The following is a 20,153-nucleotide window of genomic DNA, read 5'->3' on the forward strand; positions in this document are numbered from 1 at the left end:
TGTAGTACTTGAAAATAATCAATTTTATTATGCAATATTCAATTCTATGGGCAGACGACGAAATCGATTTGCTTAAACCATATATTATGTTTTTGACCCAAAAAGGGTATGATGTTACACCTGTTAATTCTGGCGCGGATGCTTTAGAGGAGGTAGAAAAAAAGAAATTTGATGTAGTATTTCTCGACGAAAATATGCCTGGCATGACAGGCCTAGAGGTACTTCCAAAAATAAAGCAATTGAAGCCTAATTTGCCAGTTGTGATGATTACGAAGTCGGAAGAGGAGGATATTATGGAAGAGGCAATTGGTTCTAAAATTGCTGATTATCTGATTAAACCATTGAACCCTAATCAGATACTGCTTTCTGTAAAGAAAATTTTAGATAAAAAACGCCTCGAAGAAGAGAAAACCAATTTGTCTTATCAGCAAGAGTTCCGTCAGTTAGCGATGCGCTATCAAGACAAAATGGACTATGCTGAATGGGCGGATGTTTATAAGAAGTTGCTTTTCTGGGAATTGGAAATTGATAGAACAGAAAACAAGTCGATGGCAGAGGTAATGAACATGCAGAAGTCGGAAGCCAATGCTAATTTTTCAAGATTTATTACCGATAACTATGAAAATTGGTTGAATGAACCCAAAGGGAATAATCCTATTCTTTCACATCAATTGATGAGAAAAAAGGTTTTCCCATTGCTCCGAGAAGATTCTCCTCTTTTCTTTGTATTGATAGATAACTTGCGTTTTGACCAATGGAAAGTATTAGAAGGATTAATTCAGGATTATTTCTCGGTGGAAGAAGAATCGACTTATTATTCTATTTTACCTACTACTACGGCTTATGCTAGAAACGCTATTTTCTCGGGTTTGATGCCTTCTGAAATAGAAAAACAATATCCTAAACATTGGGTACAAGATATTGGGGATAACGAAGATGAAGAAGGGTTCAATCAGCACGAAGAATTTTTCTTTCAAGAACAAATTCGTAAGAGTAGAATGCCTTTTGCAGTAAAGTCATCTTATCACAAAATCATTCATAACAACCAAGGGAAAAGTTTGGTTGAAAATTTCTCAAAGCTACTTCAAAATCATTTGAATGTAGTGGTTTACAACTTTGTGGATATGTTGTCGCATGCGAGAACAGACATGGCAATGATTAAAGAACTTGCCCCAGATGAGTCAGGATATAGAAGTTTGACAGCCAGTTGGTTTACCCACTCGCCTTTGTTTGATTTATTAAAGAAAATCTCTGATAAAAAAGGAAGATTAATCATCACAACTGACCACGGGATGATTAGGGTACAAAATCCAGTGAAGATTGTTGGCGACCGTTCTGTCAATACAAACCTACGTTATAAACAAGGTAGAAACTTAAACTGGGACGATGAAAACCATCTGTTGGTTTGTAGAAAACCAGAGCGTTTTTTCTTGCCAAAAGTAAATGTATCTACCACTTATGTATTTACTAAAGAAGATTATTTCTTTGCGTATCCAAACAATTACAATCATTATGTAAGTCATTACAGGAATACGTTTCAACACGGAGGAATATCGTTAGAAGAATGTATTATTCCATTTGTGTATCTGACGGCAAAGTAAGTTATTAACTAAAAAGAGCTGTGGAATAATCATCCACAGCTCTTTTTTAGTTACGAAAATATTTTTCTCTGCGCTTCTTCCAAATCTTCAGGAATATCTATTCCAAAACTATCATAAGGCGTTATCGCAATCGTAATTCTAAAGCCGTTAGCCAGCCATCTTAATTGTTCTAATGACTCAACTTTCTCTAACAGTGCAACGGGCAATTTTGTGATTTTCTTCAATACATCTACTCGATACGCATAAATGCCGATATGCTTGAAATAATCGTGAGCATTTAGCCATTTATCTTTTTCGATGCCCCTCAGATAGGGAATAGTTTGTCGGGTAAAGTAAATCGCTTCGTTGAAATTATTGAAAATAACTTTAGGCGTATTAGGGTTAAATAAAGTAGCCTCGTCTTCAATACGCTTTACTAATGTTGCCAACTCGGTTTTACTAGTCAGGCATTTAACTAAAATGTCAATCTGCTTGGGTTGGATAAAAGGCTCGTCGCCTTGAATATTGATTACATAATTATATCTTTGGAATTCTTTGCCCTCTTTTCTTCGGTCGGTTTTTGAAACGATTTGTAATGCTTCGAAACAACGATCAGTTCCGCTTGGATGTTTAGAGGAAGTCATCACTACTTCGCCCCCAAAGCTTTTTACGTGTTCAACAATTCTTTGATCGTCTGTAGCAACTACTACCTTTGAGAGCAGATTAGATTTTGAGGCTTGTTCATAAACACGTTGAATCATGGATTTTCCGTTAATATCCACCAAGGGCTTTCCAGGGAAACGTGTGGAAGCATAGCGAGCAGGAATAATACCTAATATTTTTAACACTGATAAATTGGATTAGGATGAAATTGCAAAAATATATGTTTAAACTTGTAATCGAAGATTCAAATTGAAATGTAAAATAACAATAAAATTTATGCTAAAAAAAATAGAGGAAGCTTTCGGTGGGAAAATTTGGAATACAGCCTTTTTTAATGATAGAATGGTGTTGGAAATAAGGGATGAAACTAGCCGACAAGTAAGCTTTTCTGCATTGGATTTAAAAACGGGCAAAATTTTATGGAAAGACTTTTCTCCTGAAAAATCGTGGTGGTTGGGTTTAGTAGGCATTTTTGGAAATCATTTAATCTTACACAAATATTCAGACCAACAAAAACCTGAACCTTTGGGAGTAATCGTTATCAACATTGATAGTTGTGAAATTAAAGAAAAAATAGAGGATTGGATTTTCTTTAGTTGTGATGGCAATATTTTAGTGCTTTATCAGTTAGATGAAAGTAATATGCCAGTTTATCATAAAATTGCGATAGAAACAGTGCCATTTTATGATTTTGTTCCAGACCAAAATGAGCATTTGGTTAGGCATTATCTCGATTCAAGTCCGTATTTTCCAACGATTTTTAGATTCCTCTACCAATTAATAAATATTGAAGCCCAAAATGGGGTAGATTATCTTGAAGTCAATGACAAAATTATAATTTCTTACTATATTTACAGAGGAAACCAATTCCAAAACTATTTATTAGTAACCAATAAAGAGAAACAAATTCTACTGCATGATTTTATTGCTGAAAGTGAGGGAATAGGAATAGATACCTTTTCAATGAAATCTAGCATTTTATTATATATTAAAAATCAAAATCAACTCATCGGATATGAAATATAACACTAAGTCCGTTGCTAAGATTGTCTCTATCTTTCTTTTGTCAGCAACATATACTTCTGCTTTGGCAAAAGAAATTAGCCTAGATTCAGTTACAGTACGTAAAGAAGATGGAAAAACTTATGTAATTCATAAAGTAGAACCCAGACAAACTCTGTATTCTATTCTGAGGAAATACGGAAGTTCAATGTCTGAATTCAAAGCGGCAAACCCTGGAATATCAGAGAATATGAATATTGGGCAACAGATAAAAGTGCCTTATAACAAAGCTACTACGTATACTGTTCCTGCAAGGACATCCGCTAATCATAGTACTGCAATATTGACACCAGATCCACCAAAATCTGCCACACATACTGTAGAATATGGACAAGGGTTATATGGAATTGCGAACAAATACAAAATTTCAATTGCAGACATCAGAAGATGGAATAACTTAACGAGCGACCAATTAACGGCTGGACAAGTGCTGATTGTAGATGCAAAAGAATACGAAAAAAGTAAAAGATACGCTGATAATCAAGTTAGAACTGAGGTACCTAGAACAGAAATCTACAAACCCGTTGATGCTCCTGAACATGCTAAAATAACGGCCAAGACAGAAGAACCTTTGCCTAATGACGTAAAAACATCATCAGAAGTAGTAAGAACTGCATCAGGATATAGAAGAACTATCGAGTCGGGATTGGCAGAGTTAATTGATGTAGAAGATAACTCAGGGAAATATTTAGCATTACATCGTTCTGCGGGAGTTGGAACTTTAATTAATGTAAAAAATGTTGCTAATGGGCAAAGTATCTGGGTAAAAGTAGTAGGAAAATTGCCAGATTTAGGAAGCGATAAAGTGATTATTAAACTTTCACCAAGAGCTTTTGAAAAATTGAATCCTACTGAAAAAAGAATCAGAGCAGAGCTTAATTATATGACCCCTTAAAAAATGCGACGCAATAAAAGACAAATTACTTTTGGGCATATCGTGTTTAATGTTCTTTACGCATTAGCATTTCCAGCCATATCAACTTTTGCTTTTTTATATACTGTTTTGGTATGGATTTTTTCTATTCCATCTAAGATTATCGCATTTGTTGCTTCAAGAATTAAATAAACTAGTGGGAATGAATCAGTTGACTCATTCCCACTAGTTTTATATTTCCCCTTCAAAAATGACTAACTACGTCGCAGATTTATTAGAAGAAAAGTATTTAAAGTATAATCAGCCTAATTTTATTCCAAACGATCCAATTTCTATTCCACATCTTTTTACTAAAAAAGAAGACATCGAAATCATGGGTTTCTGGTCAGCCGTATTGGCGTGGGGTCAAAGAAAAACCATTATCAATAAGTGTAAAGAATTGATAACGTTGATGGATGGTAGCCCTCATGATTTTATTATCAATCATCAAGATTCAGACCTCAAACCGTTTCTATCGTTCAAACATCGTACCTTCAACGATATTGACACCCTTTATTTTATCGCTTGGTTTCGTCATTATTACCAAAAATATGAATCTTTAGAAGAAGGTTTTCTGGTTGAATATACGTCATCAGAGCATACGAATGTCAAGCAGAACCTTATGTCTTTTCATGAGCTTTTCTTTAGTCTGGAAAACTATCCAGAAAGAACAAGAAAGCACATTGCCACACCCCTGAAAAACTCTTCTTGTAAACGCCTGAATATGTTTTTGCGTTGGATGGTTCGTAAAGATAGTCATGGGGTTGATTTTGGTATTTGGCATCGTTTAGATACTTCAAAACTCATTTGTCCTTGTGATGTTCATGTAGAGAGAGTCGCGCGTAAATTAGGCTTAGTAGAAAGACCAAAACCAGATTGGCAAATGGCAGTAGAATTAACTGAAAACTTGAAATTGCTCGATGCCAAAGACCCTGTAAAATATGATTTTGCGTTGTTCGGTTTAGGAGTAGAAGGCGAAATGTAAAATACGTAGAAATGAGCATTTAGCTTTGAGCATTGAGTTTTTTAAAATAGTAAACAATAGCGTTAACAATATCTTTCAAGATGAAAATTATCAAAGAGCCATTTGGACGTTTTACAGAGTACATTTTGTCCAATTCTGCAACGGGTGAAGCCGTGAATATTTTGCCAGCATTCGGTGGAATAATCCGTAAAATGACTTTTCAGAAAGAAGGCAAACTTTTCAATGTAATAGCTGGAGCGGATACAGACGAGCAATTGGTAAATGAAATGGCAGCTTATCCATCAGCACATTTGTTTCCTTGGGGAAACAGAATACGAGATGGAAAATATATCTTTGAAAATACTACTTATCAATTACCGATTAATGAAGTAGGACTACATAACGCTATTCATGGATTTGTGGCTTTTGCAAATTTTGAAGTTGTTCAAGAAGAGGTAGATGACACAAAAGCAAAGCTTATCATACAATTTGAATATAAAGGGAATCATGTTGGTTATCCTTTTCCTTTTGTATTAGCGATAACTAATACACTATCAAAAACTGAAGGTTTTACGATAACGTATACTATCAAGAATACAGGCTCTACAAAAATGCCAATGGTAGTAGGATGGCATCCATATTTTAAAATAGAAGGTGAAAATGCCAACGATTGGCATATCGATTTTCCTGCAGCAGAACAGTCTATTCCAGATGAACAGATGATTTCTATCAGTAAAAAACCTGTTGATTTTAGCAGAGGAATTACTTTGAACAATCAAATCCTAGATGCTGTTTTTACTGTTAAAAAAGCAGAGAAAATTAGGGCTGTGCTTCATTCTCCTAAACAGAATGTTTCTATCAATGTTTGGCAAGAAGGACTGGATAATCAATTTACTTTTATGGTTGTTTATATTCCACCAACACGAGATTGTGTGGCTATAGAGCCAATGACGGGCAATACTAACGCTTATAATTCTGGAGATGGCTTGTTGGCTTTGTCAGCTGAGGAAACCTATCAAGTAAGCTGTGGCGTATTTTTATCATAAAAATCATGAGTCATTCCAATTTTTAGAATCAAAAAAAACGGTCGAAAACTTATTCCGATCGCTTTTTTTGATTGATGGATAACGAATTCCTACTGTTTGAGCGAAGCGAGTCGGTTCGCCGATGCGATTAGGAATTCTTGATTTTCTTTTGCGGTCCGCCGCGCGGTTACTTTTCTTGTATCAAGACAAGAAAAGTAAGGACTAGACGATAATAAATACCAAACCTCTAAAACTTATTTTTCTAAATAAAAAAAGAAAGATTCATGTTTATATTCTTATTTTTTACGATGCTGTATTCTTTCATATACCATCTGAATGATACCATCTTTCAAACCTAAATCGGGTACAAATATTTTTTTAGCCCCTGCACATTCCATTGCTGATAAATAGATTTGTGCGGCGGGAACAATTACATCTGCACGGTCGGCGTTTAATCGTAATTTATTGATTCTCTCTTCGTAAGTAAACGACGCTACATAGTTTTTCAAGCGTACCAATTCTTCATAACTAATAGAAGTAGCATCTTGATGATTAGGAGAAATATTGAATAATTTACTAATGTTTCCACCAGTACCTACAGCGGTAATATTAGCTGTTTTTACATCAATATTGCTTTCAATCCATCTACGCATTTTATCCCAGTCGCCCTCTTTTTCCTTATGTTCTAACAAACGGACAGAGCCAATTTTGAAAGATTTTGAAGCGATTTTCTTTCTTTCCGAGTAAATGTTCAGCTCAGTCGAACCTCCACCTACGTCGATGTGCAAATAATTAGCATCATCCAAGGCTTGTACTACTACGTCGTTGATAAGTTCAGCTTCTTTAGCGCCTTCGATGATATTGATTTTCATATCCAAAATTTTATGGATACGTGTAATCACAGCTTCGGCATTTCCTGCTTCACGCATGGCAGAAGTAGCACAAATCATATAATCTTTTACTTCGTGTAAGTCTAATAAAAGTTTATAGGCATTTAATAATTTGAATATTCTTACCTCAGACTCAGGGCTGATTTCTCCGTCATTAAATACATCATGTCCCAAACGTAAAGCAAAACGAACGTATTCTACTTTTTTAAAACTTATTTTACCATCGTTTTCCAGCACTCTTGAGATTTGCATTCTGGCGGCATTCGAGCCGATGTCAATTGCGGCAATTTTCATGAATAATAATTTTGAATGATAATATTATAATTTGTTAAAGGTAAAGCCATTTCCTTCCTCCTCAAAATCAAGCTCTATATTTATTAAATACATCAAATGGCGCTTGTCTATTAACACTTTCAAATCGTTGATTTCGTAAAGCTCATCGTGTTCAGTCATTTTGTCAAAGCCAATCAGATAAGTAGCACTACACGCTCCACCACGTAAACCAACTCTTAAAAAATAATTCTCAGGAATGCCTTTTATACCCAAAGCCCTGATTACCTCTGTTTTGGCAGTTTCAGTAATATTGATGGGAATAATTTTAGTATCTGTCATTGATTTTTAGCATTAATGAATAAGTAAACAGCGATTGACTTAGAATAATACAGCTAAAAAGCACTTTCCAATTCAATCAATTTACAGTCTTTAATATCGATTCCTTTATTAAAGGGTAATTTCATTGGGCAAAATTACTTATTTTTGAAGGATTATCGTGAATAATAAACCCCAACATCATGGAATTAGTTGCTGATTTAATAAAGGTTTTACTTCCCGCTGCTTTAGTTTTATGGGCTATGTATCTAACAGTCAGTTCTTTCTTGAAAAAAGAATTAGTACAAAAAGAATTAAATATTAAAGCCGAAACAGCGAAAACAATCCTCCCAATTCGTTTACAGGCCTACGAACGCATGGCTTTGTTCTTAGAAAGAATTTCGCCAAATAATTTGTTAATCCGTTTGTCGGGTAGAGTTGACACCGTTGCAGGGTTTCAACAATTGATGTTAGGTGAAATCAGGGAAGAGTTTTCGCATAACCTTGCTCAACAAGTATATATGAGTGATGAAGCTTGGTTGAACATCAAAAATGCCATGAACGAAATTGTAGCATTGATTAATTTATCAGCCAAAGATATAGACCCAAATGCTCCTTCACTTGAGTTATCAAAACGTATTCTGGAAGTAGTACTTTCTAAAAATATTGCTCCATCGGACGATGCCCTAAAATTCTTAAAACAAGAAATGCGTAATAATTTTATGTAGGATTGGCGCTACATTAATTTCTTTTTCAACCAACGATTCAATTGTTTGTCAATCTTGAAAGTGTATAGATTGCTAAGGATAATCAACGCTAGAATAGTGAGTAACGTGAAAGCCCAACCAAATGGTGAAAAATAAGCACCAAATGAATAGATCATTAAAACGCCAGTATTTTCATGTATTAAATACAAAAAGTAGGAAGACTCACCAATATCGCTCAATACTTTATTTTCAAAAAAGGCAAGCTTATCTGGGACATAGATAAATAAGAAAAATAACAAAAACATACCTATATAGATAGCTTTTGTAGTGAAATTAACGCCTGAATAAATAATAAATAGCGAGAAAAATAGGAGGTAGATTTTGATATAAAGAGGTGTTACAATGTTGTTATGCTTGTTTTTAAATAAGGAATAAAACAAAACGCCAATAGCGAAGAAAGGCAAATAAGTGATTAAGTTAAAGCCCTCTTGCATCCATTTTGAATAATCCCTCAAAAAAGATGGAATTAAAGCAATACGTATTAAGCCTGAAGAGAATAAATTAATATTTAGTTTGAAATCATTCACAATGATGAAATTAACAACAACCAAAATAGTTGAAGTCAGCATGAAATTTTTAAGAAATCTCTCTTTATTATAATAATAGATGGTACTAGAAAGGAAATAGAATTGTAACTCAGGCCAAAGACTCCAATAAGAATCATTTAAATAATGGAGTTCTACGTTAAATTTGCTGAATAAGCTATTCAATAAATTTGGATGAATAAAAGTAATGCTCGGTATAAAATTAACTATCTGATGACTGTTGTAAAATATATTATTAGTATCAAAAAGGTTGAAAATAACGTAGGTAATTATTGAGGCAATAATCATGGAAGGCAATAACCTCATTAATCTTTTCTTCCAAAAGGAACGAAAATATTGAGTGTTATCGAGCGTGAAAAATATTACAAATCCACTAATGATAAAAAAGAACTCTACTCCTAAATAGCCCCATCTAAAGTAGTCATAATCATTATTATAAGGATATAATGAAATAGGATATAAAGGCGGTATCCTTCGTGAAAAATAGTGAAAAAGCATTACTGATAATATTGCCAATGCCCTAAAACTATCCAATAATGTAATGCGAGTTTTTATCATATTTTTTGATAGGATTATTTTTTATAGTTTATACAACTTGAAGTGTTTGCAAATTACACTATTCAATCTCAATTCTCCAAGTTTTCATAAATTGTATTTATTTAAGACAGTAGCTAGTTTGGAGTAATTAATCGGACTTTGATGATATGTCTTTAAAGAAGAAAAAAGCAATTTTAATTCCATTTGGTACGATTGAAAGTTTGTCGATATGGGTGCTGGAAATGGCTACCATAAATTTCAATTCCGCTTGGTACGATTAATAGTTCGATATCTGTTTTGTCGACGAGTACTCCTTCTAGTCGTTGGTTCACTTACGACTCAACAGTAAAAAGAGCGTCTGCTCATGCTGTATAAAATGTTCTCAGAAGGAGTGAATTTAGATTAGTCAACTTTTAAAAAGTTGACTAATCTGTAAAAAGTTAATTAATCGGTAAAACATAATAACAAATCTAAACCTTCAACTTAGTCTCCGCCTTAATTTCAGACATGACAAAAATGCTATGAGTGCTACCAATGTTTTCTAAAGAAGCTAATTTGTTCATCAGAAAACCTTGGTATTCACGCATATCGTGCACGATGATTTTTAGCATAAAATCATAATCTCCTGAGATATTATAACATTCCTGTACTTCATCAAGCTGAACAATTTCTTTGACAAATTTTGCCCCTGCTTCCTGCGCATGTTCCTTTAGGCGAATGCTACAAAAAACCATTAAATCTTTCTCGATTTTCTCGCGATTTACCAAGGCAACATAGCCTTTTATTACCCCTTCTTTTTCAAGTCTTCTTACACGTTCATAAACGGGAGTAGGCGATAGATTCAGCCTGCTTGATAATTCTTTGGTTGTCAGATGAGCATCTTCTTGCAAATGCTTTAAAATTTCTCTATCAGTTGAGTCTAGTTTCATGTTGATGTGTTTGGGTGGTTTAAGTATTCACTAAGATAATTTATCTGCTATTTATTAAATAAAGGTTTGAATTTAATAAATATTGTCCATTTTTTTGTTTTAAAGTAGAAATTGTATCCAATTTTATTTAATAAAGCAAATGAATTATCTTTTTGGGATAACTTTGTGCCTAATTTATGTTATTTGGATGAACACAAGTATTTTTGTATTTTATTATAAACGAAATCATGGATTTATTCAGTGTTTTTACCCGAATATTCATCTAAATGTAAGTCTATAATATTGTGCCACGGAAAGATAAATAAGTAAATAAAGCTCAAAGCTTCTGGCTTATAGCTCATAAAAGATATGAACAATCCTAATATAAGAGAAATCTTGAAAAACAGAATCCTAGTGCTTGATGGTGCTATGGGGTCGTTGATTCAAGAATATAAATTAACTGATGCTGATTACCGTGGTGAAAAGTTTCGCAATTTCCCGCATGAAGTGAAGGGAAACAACGATATGCTTTCTATTACAAAACCAGAAGTAATCAAAGAAATTCACGCTAAGTATTTTGAAGCAGGTGCTGACATTGCCGAAACAAATACCTTTTCAGGTACTTCTATCGCGATGGCTGATTACCACATGGAAGAGTATGTCTATGAATTAAACTATGAATCAGCTAAAATTGCGCGTGAAGTAGCAGATTTATACACTGCTAAAAATCCTAATAAACCTCGTTTTGTAGCAGGTTCTATTGGTCCAACAAACCGTACACTTTCGCTTTCGCCTGATGTAAATGACCCGGGTTACAGAGCAGTGACTTTTGATGAATTGGTTGAGGCATATTACGAACAAATACAAGGTTTAGTAGATGGTGGTGCGGATGTATTATTAGTAGAAACTATCTTCGATACATTGAACGCTAAGGCGGCTTTGTATGCGATAGATTTATATCAGAATGATAAAAAGAACGGAACTATTCGTCCTTTAAAAAGTACATCTATTCCCAAACAAAATAATCCTAAAGCAGTACTAGCTAATCCAGAAACTAAAATTCCTGTAATGGTTTCTGGAACAATTACAGATGCTTCGGGACGAACGTTATCTGGACAAACCACCGAGGCTTTCTTGGCTTCTGTTTCACATATTGATTTACTTTCAGTGGGGTTAAACTGTGCTTTAGGTGCCGACTTAATGCGTCCTTATGTACAGATTTTGGCTGATAAAGCACCGTTTATGGTGTCTGCCCACCCTAACGCTGGTTTACCCAACGAAATGGGAGAATACGACCAGTCGCCAGAGGAAATGGCAGTCATCGTTGAAGATTTTCTTCAACATGGCTTTATGAATATCATCGGTGGATGTTGTGGAACAACGCCTGCGCATATAAAAGCCATTGCAGCGGTAGCAGCGAAATATCCTCCACGCCAATTACCCGAAGTACACAATCATCAGATTATTTCTGGTTTAGAGCCTTTGATTATCAAGGAAGATACCATGTTCGTGAATATTGGCGAACGTTGTAACGTAACAGGTTCAAAGAAATTTGCTCGTTTGGTTCGGGAAGGAAAATATGATGATGCCATTGCCGTAGCACGTGAACAAGTAGATGGTGGGGCACAGGTAATCGACGTAAACTTGGATGAAGGAATGATTGATGGGGTAGAAGCCATGAAAACATTCTTGAATTTATTAATGGCCGAACCAGACATTGCTAAATTACCGATTATGATTGACTCCTCTAAATGGGAAGTAATCGAAGCAGGGTTGAAATGCGTACAAGGGAAATCTATCGTAAACTCTATTTCACTGAAAGAAGGTGAAACGAAGTTCAAAGAATCGGCTGAGAAAGTAAAACGTTATGGTGCTTCGGCAGTAGTAATGGCTTTTGATGAAGAGGGTCAGGCAGATTCTTATGAAAGACGTATTGAAATTTGTAAAAGAGCTTATGATATTTTGGTGAACGAAGTTGGTTTTCCTCCAGAAGACATCATTTTTGACCCAAATATCCTGACAGTCGCAACTGGTCTGGAAGAACATAATAATTATGCTGTCGACTTTATTAATGCTACCCGTTGGATAAAAGAAAACCTTCCCTTCGCTAAAGTGTCGGGCGGTGTATCTAATATCTCTTTCTCATTCCGTGGGAATGAGCCTGTTCGTGAGGCCATGCACACTGTCTTTTTGTATTATGCTATCAAAGCTGGTATGGATATGGGTATCGTAAATGCAGGTCAGTTGGGTGTTTATGACGACATTCCAAAAGATATGCTGGAGCTTTGTGAAGACGTATTGTTGAACCGCAGAGATGATGCTACTGAACGCTTGGTAACCTTTGCAGAAACGGTAAAATCAAAAGGGAAAGAACAAGTAATAGATAATGCTTGGAGAGATTTGCCAGTATCAAAACGCTTAGAACATGCCTTAATTAAAGGACTTACAGAATTTATTGACATAGATGTAGAAGAAGCTCGCCAGTCAGTAGAGAAGCCATTGCATGTAATTGAAGGACCATTGATGGACGGTATGAATGTAGTAGGTGATTTGTTTGGAGAAGGAAAAATGTTCTTACCACAGGTAGTAAAGTCTGCTCGTGTAATGAAAAAAGCTGTAGCCTACTTATTGCCATTTATTGAAGCAGAAAAGCAAGATGGTGAAAGTTCTTCAGCAGGAAAAATACTCTTAGCTACTGTAAAAGGAGATGTACACGACATCGGTAAAAATATTGTAGGGGTAGTATTGGGTTGTAATAATTACGAAATCATCGATTTGGGGGTAATGGTACCAACTGCCAAAATTTTGGATGAAGCAAGAAAACACAATGTTGACATCATCGGACTTTCGGGTTTGATTACGCCTTCATTGGACGAAATGGTAGGGGTTGCCAAAGAGATGGAGCGTCAAGGTTTTAAAATGCCTTTGTTGATTGGTGGTGCTACTACTTCAAGAATCCACACAGCAGTGAAGATTGACCCCCATTATGCTGGACCAGTGATTCACGTGTTAGATGCTTCTAAAAGTGTACCTGTAGCAGGTAGGTTAATGCAGAGTGAGCAGACGAATCAAGAGATTTTTGATGAAATCAAAGGACAGTATGCGCAGATGAGAATTGACCATGCTAGTCGCCAAAAAGATAAAAACTATGTGCCGATTGAAAAAGCTAGGTTAAATAAAGACAAAATCGATTGGACGAATTTCAAAGCTAAGAAACCAACATTTTTGGGTAATCGTTATTTTGATAATTATGATTTAGCTGAAATCGCTAAATACATAGACTGGACTCCTTTCTTCTCAACATGGCAGTTATCAGGGAAATACCCTAAGATTTTTGATAATGAAATAGTAGGAGCGGAGGCACGTAAATTATTCAATGATGCGCAGGAATTATTGAAAGAGATTATCGATAATAAATTATTAACAGCCCGTGCCGTTGTTGGTTTTTATCCAGCCAATTCAAATGAAGATGATATTATTTTGTCAGATTTTGAAGAAGTAATCCGTGAAGTTCCTTGTGAAAAACATGGAATGCATACGCACAAAGAATATCGAGTGGTAAAAAATGACGAAACGCCAACGATTTTGCATAATCTTCGTCAACAAGGACAGAAAGCTTCACACTTGCCCAACCTTTGTTTAAGTGACTTTATTGCACCCGTAGAAACAGGTGAGCAAGATTATATCGGTGCTTTTGCCGTAACTGCGGGTATTGGTATCGAGCCATTGATTGAAAAGTATGACCGCGACCATGACGATTATAACTCTATCATGGTAAAAGCCCTTGCTGACCGTTTGGCGGAGGCATTTGCTGAATTGATGCACGAACGCACTCGTAAAGAATTCTGGGGATATTCAAACGAAGGAAACTTAAGTACCGAAGATTTGATTTCGGAGAAATATGATGGTATTCGTCCAGCACCAGGATATCCAGCTTGTCCAGACCATACCGAAAAAGCAGCCTTGTTTGATTTATTACAAGCAGAGGAAAAATTAGGAATTATTCTGACAGAAAGTTTTGCGATGTATCCTGCTAGTTCAGTAAGTGGATGGTATTTCTCGCATCCAAGCAGTAAATATTTTGGTTTAGGAAAAATAGCGAAAGACCAAGTAATAGATTATGCAAACCGTAAAAACATGAGTTTGGAAGATACCGAAAGATGGCTAGCCCCAGTGCTGAATTATGATTAACAGTAAATCGAGATTTCATCTCGATATTCGATAATAAAACACTGAATCCTCTCTTAACATTTTGTTGAGAGAGGATTTATTTTGTTATAAACCTTTTCTTAATCTATTCAATAAACCTTTCATAGCATTACTACCATGACCAGACTTAATAGTTTTATAATTAGACTTTTTTCCATCGTAATACTCATTTACAACTTTATAAGCTAAATCTACTTTTTCAGCAGGGTTCATTAATGACATATTCCTTTGCTTTTTTATGTAAGAACTGTTAAAATATATGAATTTGAGATTATTGGTTTAATGGATTTTTTAGCTCCGTGGCTGTTCTTCTAACAAGTTCATAAATAGGTTAACTAATTCTTTCACTTAAATCACATATAAAATTACTTAATCATACAGTCAGATGTTAAATTTTAGATATTATGGAAGGTTAAACGGATTTTGGTGATAAAGAGGAGATAATCAGTGCTAGTTGAGAGACCAGCCACAAAAGAAAACCCGTCAAGTTAAAAAACTGACGGGTTAAATTTATACAGTTACTATTTTTTATAAACTAGCCTTTTTCATAGGCATCACATTGGGGAGCAGTACCGTACCATGGCTTACCACTAAAGAATACAGCCGTTCCAGCATCAAAAGTACGATGTGGTTCAGGTTCGAAAGTCATGTGCTCTCTACAATAGAAGAAAAAAGTAATATTTGAATGCTCTTCTGCGTATTTTTTGGCTGCCTCTACAGTTGTTGAATAAGTAGATATAATATGGTTGTTCCATGGTGCCCCTTCAAATTCTGCAACATTTGGTTTTTTCACCCAGCTAACGGGAGTTATGGCAGCCTTATATTGTTTTGAAGCTTCTTTTATTCCATTAAAATAATCTAAATAACTTTGTTTGATTGGCCCTCGTAGTTCATCACACATTTTATTACATTGACTAACCACATCTACAATATCAAGAATGTTAAATACTATATCTACCACTGACATCACAACTGCCACAACAGTTACAAACTTTCCAAAAGCATTCATAGCCTCGAAAGCACTAGTATTAACTTCTTCAACAGGGACACCTCTCTCTTTAGCTATATTTTCAATAGTTTTACCTGCTATTTTAAGCTTATGGAACATGATTAGTATAGATGCCCCCATTAAAATGCTTTTAGCAAGTGCAACACCTTGAGGTGGCTGAAAGCCAATAAGAACATTCATGAATTTTTCAACGTCAGCATCAGTTCTGGCACTCATATTTAGTTCATCAAGGGCATCATATACTGCATTGATTTCATCACAATTGAAAAGAAGTCTTGCCGATTCTGCATACCTTCTAAAAGTTGTGGCATCTAATCTTCCAGATTTTCGTTGAACCTCAGCCGTAAATTGCAATAGATACGCTCGACAAGTTCTTGTATCTAACCCCACTGGAGCTTTGGAAGCAATTAAATTGTTATTTAACTTATATTTCTCTACATAGCGTTTTATATTATCATTGATATTTTCTGAAATATCTTTATCAACAGTTGTTAACTTATCATTTAACTCTTTTGATTTGCTAGAAATAACGGCTCGCTCTATAGTGGCTGCTGCTTCTAGCGCCGCAAACGCAGCCATCCCTAAACCAAAAGACCAAATGGAGGCTACTGCAGCGATATCGGCAGCCATTTGAGTAGCATCGGCAGCTATTGTCCGATCTCTAACATCACAAGCCAAATCATAAAGAGTATCAAACTCATTATTAACAACATGGTCTGAATCATAATCACCTACTTGCAAGAAAAGATTTTGCTCTGTGATAATATTATCAATATTTCCATCGCTCTCTGAATCCCAAGTAGCCATGTAGTTTAAATACGTCATTAAGTCTGTACTAGCCATAAAATTAGTTTTTAAATACTCCTACTCTTAAGGTTTTTCAGATTTCACCCTTACCGTAAATGCCTCCGTAAGTAAGCTCGTTTTTTAAAGTGGTAGCTGAACTCCACTTTTCAAAAGCTATTGATAACACAAATTTGAGACAAGAAAGAGGACTGTGTAAGAGGAAAAATAACCCTTTTTAAAATCGGATATAAAGCACTGTTTATAGGATTTTTATAGGTATTTTTATGGGGTATTTAAGCGAATAGCAAAATTGACTTTTGCATCAGTATAACCATACTATGTTACAAAAGTTGAGAGTAAAGACAGGGCAAAAACGGAATTGCATTAAGTACAACTACAACTTAAGCTAAAGCAGACATCTGAAAAATTATATAAACTTGAAGAAAAATTTAGAAGCATATATGAGGTTTAAACCTAAATTTAAAGCTGAATATGATGAATTATCAATGATAATCGAAGAAAGTAAGCTAGTTGAAACAGATTATCGAAAATATTTAAATTACGGAATAAGCTTATTGAAAAATATTGACTTTTATTATGAAAGAGCAGGAATTGAAAATAATAAGAAATTATTAGCTACAATTTTCCCTGAATCGTTTACTATCGAAAATAATACTTGTCGAACCAATAGAGAAAACCAACTAATAGTGCTTCTTAGAGGTGTAAAGGCTGATTTTAGGCAAAAAAATAGCGGAATAATAGACTTGAAATCTATATATTCCGCTAATGTACCCAGAGCCGGAGTCGAACCGGCATGCCAATGAAGACACAGGTGTTTGAGACCAGCGCGTCTACCAATTCCGCCATCTGGGCATTTGATTTCTCAAACTTGATGCAAAGATAAGTGATACTTTTTTACTACACAACCTTAACATTTAATTAATCTAAAACTTTTTTGTAAGTGTTCTTGTAAGTTTCTGATTACTAGCTTGATTATTGAATGAATAAATTTGAAAAAAAATTATTCATATCTCAATGATTCTATCGGATCAAGCTTTGAGGCCTTATAAGCTGGGTAAATTCCAGAAAATAAACCTACCACCACACAAACTCCAATCCCGATTGACATCCATAGCCAAGGAATGATAAAGCTTGAAGTTCCACCCATCAATAATTGAGCAAATACGTTACCAATGATAATGGCTAAGAAAATACCGCCCAGACCTCCTAAAATACAAATTACAATGGCTTCAATCAGGAATTGTAAACGAATTAGATAGGGGGTAGCTCCTAATGATTTTCGAATACCTATTTCTTGTGTCCGTTCAGTGACGGAAACTAACATAATATTCATTAAAGCAATGGCAGCACCTAATAAGGTAATAAAACCTACGCCAAAGCCTGCTATTCTAAGAATACCTGTAATACTTTCAGACTGCTTAGCCAAAGAATCCGAACGTTCTATTGAAAATGAATCTGGTTGACCGATTTGGTCTTGTCTGATAACCCTCATCACCCCTCTAGCTTCTTCTATTACGTTGTCAATATCTGTAATGTTAGGTACAGACGTAACAATATCATAAGTAAGTGTTTTGCCCTGAGCCATCTTTCTTCCAGTTTCCAAAGGCATAAAGATTACTCTGTCATCACCACCACCCATCAAACTGCCTTTTTTCTCTAATAAGCCTATTACTTTAAATTTTTGTCCAAGAATATTGATTTCTTTATCAAGAGGGTTAATGTTTTTCCCAAAAAGTTGATCTACAATGTCGACACCAATAATACAAACATTGACGGCATACTGTAAATCATTGGCTGAGAATGTTCTGCCTTTCAAAATTTTATAGCCTTTTATGTCCATAAAATTATCGTCAGTACCCATTATCCTTGAATTGGGATTGGTTTTTTTCGATTCATATTTTACTTCTACCGAAAAACTAACATTAATTTTTAGACCAATAATGGCTGAATGTCCAAATTTCTCTTTATATAATTTTGCTTCACGATAATCGATTTGGGGATAATTTTTTTCTTTTTCGCCATCTTTTCTGATTTTGAAAATATCTCTGTTTCTAAGGTCGAAGGCATTAGCACCCAAGCCTGCAAAACTGTTATTTACAGAACTTTGAATACCATCAATTACAGTAAGGCTACCAACCAAGGCAGTCACACCAATGGCAATGATTAGGGCTGTGAGGGTGGTTCTAAGCATATTTGCCCTGATAGAGCGTAAGCCCTCACGAATATTTTCTAATAAATTCATAGTTGTGGATATTGAAATGGATTCGATTTGAAACCAACATAAATTATGACGAATATATGTTTAATCCTAATCAGCATTGTGATTAGCACTAATAATATACTAAATTCGTTTATCGTTTATGAATAACAAATTTAGTTCAGAGAACTTAAATAACTTCACCAATGAAAAGGCTATTATTTCCGTTTATCATATTCTTGACGCTTACAAGCCGTTTATGGGCTTCTCAGATCTTGATTCCGATGGATGACACTCAAAAAAATCATTTAAAATCTTACGGAATTGCCTATTGGATTCTCAAAACGCATGATACAGAAGTAGAGTGGCTTTTGAACTATAGAGGAGGGGCTTTTATGTTTCCACAAGCCCAGCAATTCGAGAATGAGTTGATTATCCGAGGGGTAAGTTACGAAGTGATTTCTGAAGGACAGGCTTCGCAAATTAGGGCAGAAGTAACTAGTCCTGATGTAAATATGGATGTTGTCAAATTGCAAAAACCACCCAGAGTGGCTGTATATTCCCCTAAAACAGCCCAACCTTGGGATGATGCCGTTACCTTGGCCATGACTTACGCCGAAATACCTTATGATTTGATTTTTGATGATGAAGTAATGAATGGGAAATTACCTGAATACGACTGGCTACACTTGCATCACGAAGATTTTACAGGACAAATGGGTAAGTTTTTGAACCAAAGCGGTCAGCCGTGGTATCAGGCACAATTGAGGGAAGATAAAAAGAATGCTCAAAAATTTGGTTTTGATAAAGTGTCTCAATTGAAACTGGGCGTAGCCAAAAAGATTCAAGAATTTGTGGCAGGCGGAGGATATATGTTTGCCATGTGTACAGCTACAGATACGTATGATATTGCATTGGCGGCGGAAGGAATTGATATTGTCGATGCGTTTTATGATGGCGATGGTTATGATAAAAATGCAAATGGAAAACTTGACTTTGCTAAAACTTTTGCTTTTCAGAACTTTAATTTAATTTTTCTGCCACAGGTAATAGAATTTTCAAATATTGAAGCCTATTCAAATGAATCGAGACCAGTAGGAGAGGAGAATGATTTTTTCAACCTTTTTCAGTTTTCTGCTAAATGGGATCCTATCCCAACGATGTTGACACAAAATCATGAAACAACGATTCATGGTTTCATGGGGCAAACTACTTCTTATAAAAAAGAATTGATAAAACCTGAAGTAGTAGTATTAGGCGAGAATCGTTCTTTGAATGAAGCCAGGTATATTCACGGTACTTTTCTGAAAGGCTTCTGGACGTTTTATGGCGGACACGACCCTGAGGATTATAGACACTACGTTAATGAAGAACCTACTGATTTGAACTTACATCCCAACTCACCAGGCTATCGATTAATTCTCAATAATGTACTTTTTCCTGCTGCTAAGAAGAAAAAGCAAAAGACTTAATAAGGTATGGCATATTT

Annotated in this window: 19 protein-coding genes and 1 tRNA gene; 10 read left to right on the forward strand and 10 right to left on the reverse strand. The window is 35.2% G+C overall.

The window, feature by feature from the left end; translation table 11 throughout:
- Positions 1–29: 29 nt before the first annotated feature.
- A complete protein-coding gene (porX, locus tag AC1RNE_RS00615) occupies positions 30–1,601 on the forward strand; it encodes a T9SS response regulator signal transducer PorX (protein WP_492799129.1) in 1,572 nt (523 codons plus the stop codon).
- A gap of 50 nt (positions 1,602–1,651) precedes the next feature.
- On the opposite strand, the gene kdsB is transcribed toward porX, so the two are convergent.
- The gene (gene kdsB / locus AC1RNE_RS00620) at positions 1,652–2,428 is read right to left on the reverse strand and encodes a 3-deoxy-manno-octulosonate cytidylyltransferase (RefSeq protein ID WP_309919836.1); all 777 of its coding nucleotides are present in this window, start codon (positions 2,426–2,428) and stop codon (positions 1,652–1,654) included.
- Between the two features lie 91 nt (positions 2,429–2,519).
- Here kdsB and AC1RNE_RS00625 point away from each other — a divergent pair, with 91 nt between their 5' ends.
- The 5 genes from AC1RNE_RS00625 (at position 2,520) to AC1RNE_RS00645 (ending at position 6,228) form a co-directional block, all read left to right on the forward strand.
- A complete protein-coding gene (locus tag AC1RNE_RS00625) occupies positions 2,520–3,269 on the forward strand; it encodes a DUF4905 domain-containing protein (protein WP_492799130.1) in 750 nt (249 codons plus the stop codon).
- On the forward strand, positions 3,259–4,200 hold the full coding sequence (locus AC1RNE_RS00630; RefSeq protein ID WP_492799131.1) for a septal ring lytic transglycosylase RlpA family protein: 942 nt from the start codon (positions 3,259–3,261) through the stop codon (positions 4,198–4,200). The genes AC1RNE_RS00625 and AC1RNE_RS00630 overlap by 11 nt, the downstream gene beginning before the upstream one ends.
- Positions 4,201–4,203: 3 nt before the next feature.
- A complete protein-coding gene (locus AC1RNE_RS00635) occupies positions 4,204–4,371 on the forward strand; it encodes a hypothetical protein (RefSeq protein ID WP_309919826.1) in 168 nt (55 codons plus the stop codon).
- Between the two features lie 58 nt (positions 4,372–4,429).
- A complete protein-coding gene (locus AC1RNE_RS00640; protein WP_492799132.1) occupies positions 4,430–5,203 on the forward strand; it encodes a TIGR02757 family protein in 774 nt (257 codons plus the stop codon).
- 80 nt (positions 5,204–5,283) lie between these two features.
- Positions 5,284–6,228, forward strand: coding sequence for an aldose 1-epimerase (locus AC1RNE_RS00645; protein ID WP_492799133.1), 945 nt, complete (start codon positions 5,284–5,286; stop codon positions 6,226–6,228).
- Between the two features lie 275 nt (positions 6,229–6,503).
- Here the strand turns inward: AC1RNE_RS00645 and AC1RNE_RS00650 are convergent, their stop codons facing one another.
- A complete protein-coding gene (locus AC1RNE_RS00650) occupies positions 6,504–7,391 on the reverse strand; it encodes a Ppx/GppA phosphatase family protein (RefSeq protein ID WP_492799134.1) in 888 nt (295 codons plus the stop codon).
- A gap of 24 nt (positions 7,392–7,415) precedes the next feature.
- Positions 7,416–7,709: a HesB/IscA family protein gene (locus AC1RNE_RS00655; RefSeq protein ID WP_309919815.1), complete on the reverse strand. Its 294-nt coding sequence runs from the start codon at positions 7,707–7,709 to the stop codon at positions 7,416–7,418.
- A gap of 179 nt (positions 7,710–7,888) precedes the next feature.
- Between AC1RNE_RS00655 and AC1RNE_RS00660 the strand changes: the two genes are divergently transcribed.
- A complete protein-coding gene (locus AC1RNE_RS00660; protein WP_492799135.1) occupies positions 7,889–8,413 on the forward strand; it encodes a DUF7935 family protein in 525 nt (174 codons plus the stop codon).
- A gap of 8 nt (positions 8,414–8,421) precedes the next feature.
- Here AC1RNE_RS00660 and AC1RNE_RS00665 read toward each other — a convergent pair whose 3' ends face one another.
- The 3 genes from AC1RNE_RS00665 to AC1RNE_RS00675 all read right to left on the reverse strand — a co-directional run bounded on the left by AC1RNE_RS00665 (position 8,422) and on the right by AC1RNE_RS00675 (position 10,463).
- The gene (locus tag AC1RNE_RS00665; protein WP_492799136.1) at positions 8,422–9,555 is read right to left on the reverse strand and encodes an acyltransferase family protein; all 1,134 of its coding nucleotides are present in this window, start codon (positions 9,553–9,555) and stop codon (positions 8,422–8,424) included.
- Between the two features lie 173 nt (positions 9,556–9,728).
- A complete protein-coding gene (locus AC1RNE_RS00670; protein WP_492799137.1) occupies positions 9,729–9,866 on the reverse strand; it encodes a hypothetical protein in 138 nt (45 codons plus the stop codon).
- A gap of 138 nt (positions 9,867–10,004) precedes the next feature.
- Complete coding sequence (locus AC1RNE_RS00675) at positions 10,005–10,463, reverse strand: Lrp/AsnC family transcriptional regulator (protein ID WP_492799138.1); 459 nt, start codon at positions 10,461–10,463, stop codon at positions 10,005–10,007.
- Positions 10,464–10,811: 348 nt separating this feature from the next.
- On the opposite strand from AC1RNE_RS00675, the gene metH reads away from it, so the two are divergent.
- Positions 10,812–14,633 carry a methionine synthase gene (gene metH / locus AC1RNE_RS00680; RefSeq protein ID WP_492799139.1) on the forward strand — a complete coding sequence of 1,274 codons (3,822 nt, stop codon included), beginning with the start codon at positions 10,812–10,814 and terminating at the stop codon, positions 14,631–14,633.
- An 84-nt stretch (positions 14,634–14,717) separates the two neighbouring features.
- On the opposite strand, the gene AC1RNE_RS00685 is transcribed toward metH, so the two are convergent.
- Together AC1RNE_RS00685 and AC1RNE_RS00690 are read right to left on the reverse strand one after the other, a co-directional pair.
- Entirely contained in the window at positions 14,718–14,873 is a 156-nt protein-coding gene (locus AC1RNE_RS00685) for a hypothetical protein (RefSeq protein ID WP_492799140.1), read from the reverse strand.
- A 313-nt stretch (positions 14,874–15,186) separates the two neighbouring features.
- Positions 15,187–16,503: a hypothetical protein gene (locus AC1RNE_RS00690; protein ID WP_492799141.1), complete on the reverse strand. Its 1,317-nt coding sequence runs from the start codon at positions 16,501–16,503 to the stop codon at positions 15,187–15,189.
- A 380-nt stretch (positions 16,504–16,883) separates the two neighbouring features.
- On the opposite strand from AC1RNE_RS00690, the gene AC1RNE_RS00695 reads away from it, so the two are divergent.
- A complete protein-coding gene (locus AC1RNE_RS00695; RefSeq protein WP_492799142.1) occupies positions 16,884–17,270 on the forward strand; it encodes a hypothetical protein in 387 nt (128 codons plus the stop codon).
- Here AC1RNE_RS00695 and AC1RNE_RS00700 read toward each other — a convergent pair.
- Both AC1RNE_RS00700 and AC1RNE_RS00705 read right to left on the reverse strand, forming a co-directional pair.
- A tRNA-Leu gene (locus tag AC1RNE_RS00700) sits at positions 17,236–17,319 on the reverse strand. The two genes, AC1RNE_RS00695 and AC1RNE_RS00700, sit on opposite strands and share 35 nt — an antisense overlap.
- Before the next feature lie 148 nt (positions 17,320–17,467).
- On the reverse strand, positions 17,468–18,709 hold the full coding sequence (locus tag AC1RNE_RS00705; protein ID WP_492799143.1) for an ABC transporter permease: 1,242 nt from the start codon (positions 18,707–18,709) through the stop codon (positions 17,468–17,470).
- A gap of 161 nt (positions 18,710–18,870) precedes the next feature.
- Between AC1RNE_RS00705 and AC1RNE_RS00710 the strand changes: the two genes are divergently transcribed.
- A complete protein-coding gene (locus tag AC1RNE_RS00710; RefSeq protein WP_492799144.1) occupies positions 18,871–20,136 on the forward strand; it encodes an asparagine synthetase B in 1,266 nt (421 codons plus the stop codon).
- The last annotated feature ends 17 nt before the right edge of the window (positions 20,137–20,153 follow it).

This window comes from Arcicella sp. GW822-FHT02H01 (assembly GCF_058802005.1).

Bases quoted from the DNA above. Each gene is read 5' to 3' on its own strand.
- AC1RNE_RS00635 (WP_309919826.1), top strand. From the start codon at position 4,204: ATGCGACGCAATAAAAGACAAATTACTTTTGGGCATATCGTGTTTAAT.
- AC1RNE_RS00655 (WP_309919815.1), bottom strand. From the start codon at position 7,709: ATGACAGATACTAAAATTATTCCCATCAATATTACTGAAACTGCCAAA.
- AC1RNE_RS00625 (WP_492799130.1), top strand. From the start codon at position 2,520: ATGCTAAAAAAAATAGAGGAAGCTTTCGGTGGGAAAATTTGGAATACA.
- AC1RNE_RS00665 (WP_492799136.1), bottom strand. From the start codon at position 9,555: ATGATAAAAACTCGCATTACATTATTGGATAGTTTTAGGGCATTGGCA.
- AC1RNE_RS00690 (WP_492799141.1), bottom strand. From the start codon at position 16,503: ATGGCTAGTACAGACTTAATGACGTATTTAAACTACATGGCTACTTGG.
- metH (WP_492799139.1), top strand. From the start codon at position 10,812: ATGAACAATCCTAATATAAGAGAAATCTTGAAAAACAGAATCCTAGTG.
- AC1RNE_RS00630 (WP_492799131.1), top strand. From the start codon at position 3,259: ATGAAATATAACACTAAGTCCGTTGCTAAGATTGTCTCTATCTTTCTT.
- AC1RNE_RS00685 (WP_492799140.1), bottom strand. From the start codon at position 14,873: ATGTCATTAATGAACCCTGCTGAAAAAGTAGATTTAGCTTATAAAGTT.
- porX (WP_492799129.1), top strand. From the start codon at position 30: ATGCAATATTCAATTCTATGGGCAGACGACGAAATCGATTTGCTTAAA.
- AC1RNE_RS00705 (WP_492799143.1), bottom strand. From the start codon at position 18,709: ATGAATTTATTAGAAAATATTCGTGAGGGCTTACGCTCTATCAGGGCA.
- AC1RNE_RS00650 (WP_492799134.1), bottom strand. From the start codon at position 7,391: ATGAAAATTGCCGCAATTGACATCGGCTCGAATGCCGCCAGAATGCAA.
- AC1RNE_RS00640 (WP_492799132.1), top strand. From the start codon at position 4,430: ATGACTAACTACGTCGCAGATTTATTAGAAGAAAAGTATTTAAAGTAT.
- AC1RNE_RS00660 (WP_492799135.1), top strand. From the start codon at position 7,889: ATGGAATTAGTTGCTGATTTAATAAAGGTTTTACTTCCCGCTGCTTTA.
- AC1RNE_RS00675 (WP_492799138.1), bottom strand. From the start codon at position 10,463: ATGAAACTAGACTCAACTGATAGAGAAATTTTAAAGCATTTGCAAGAA.
- AC1RNE_RS00710 (WP_492799144.1), top strand. From the start codon at position 18,871: ATGAAAAGGCTATTATTTCCGTTTATCATATTCTTGACGCTTACAAGC.
- AC1RNE_RS00645 (WP_492799133.1), top strand. From the start codon at position 5,284: ATGAAAATTATCAAAGAGCCATTTGGACGTTTTACAGAGTACATTTTG.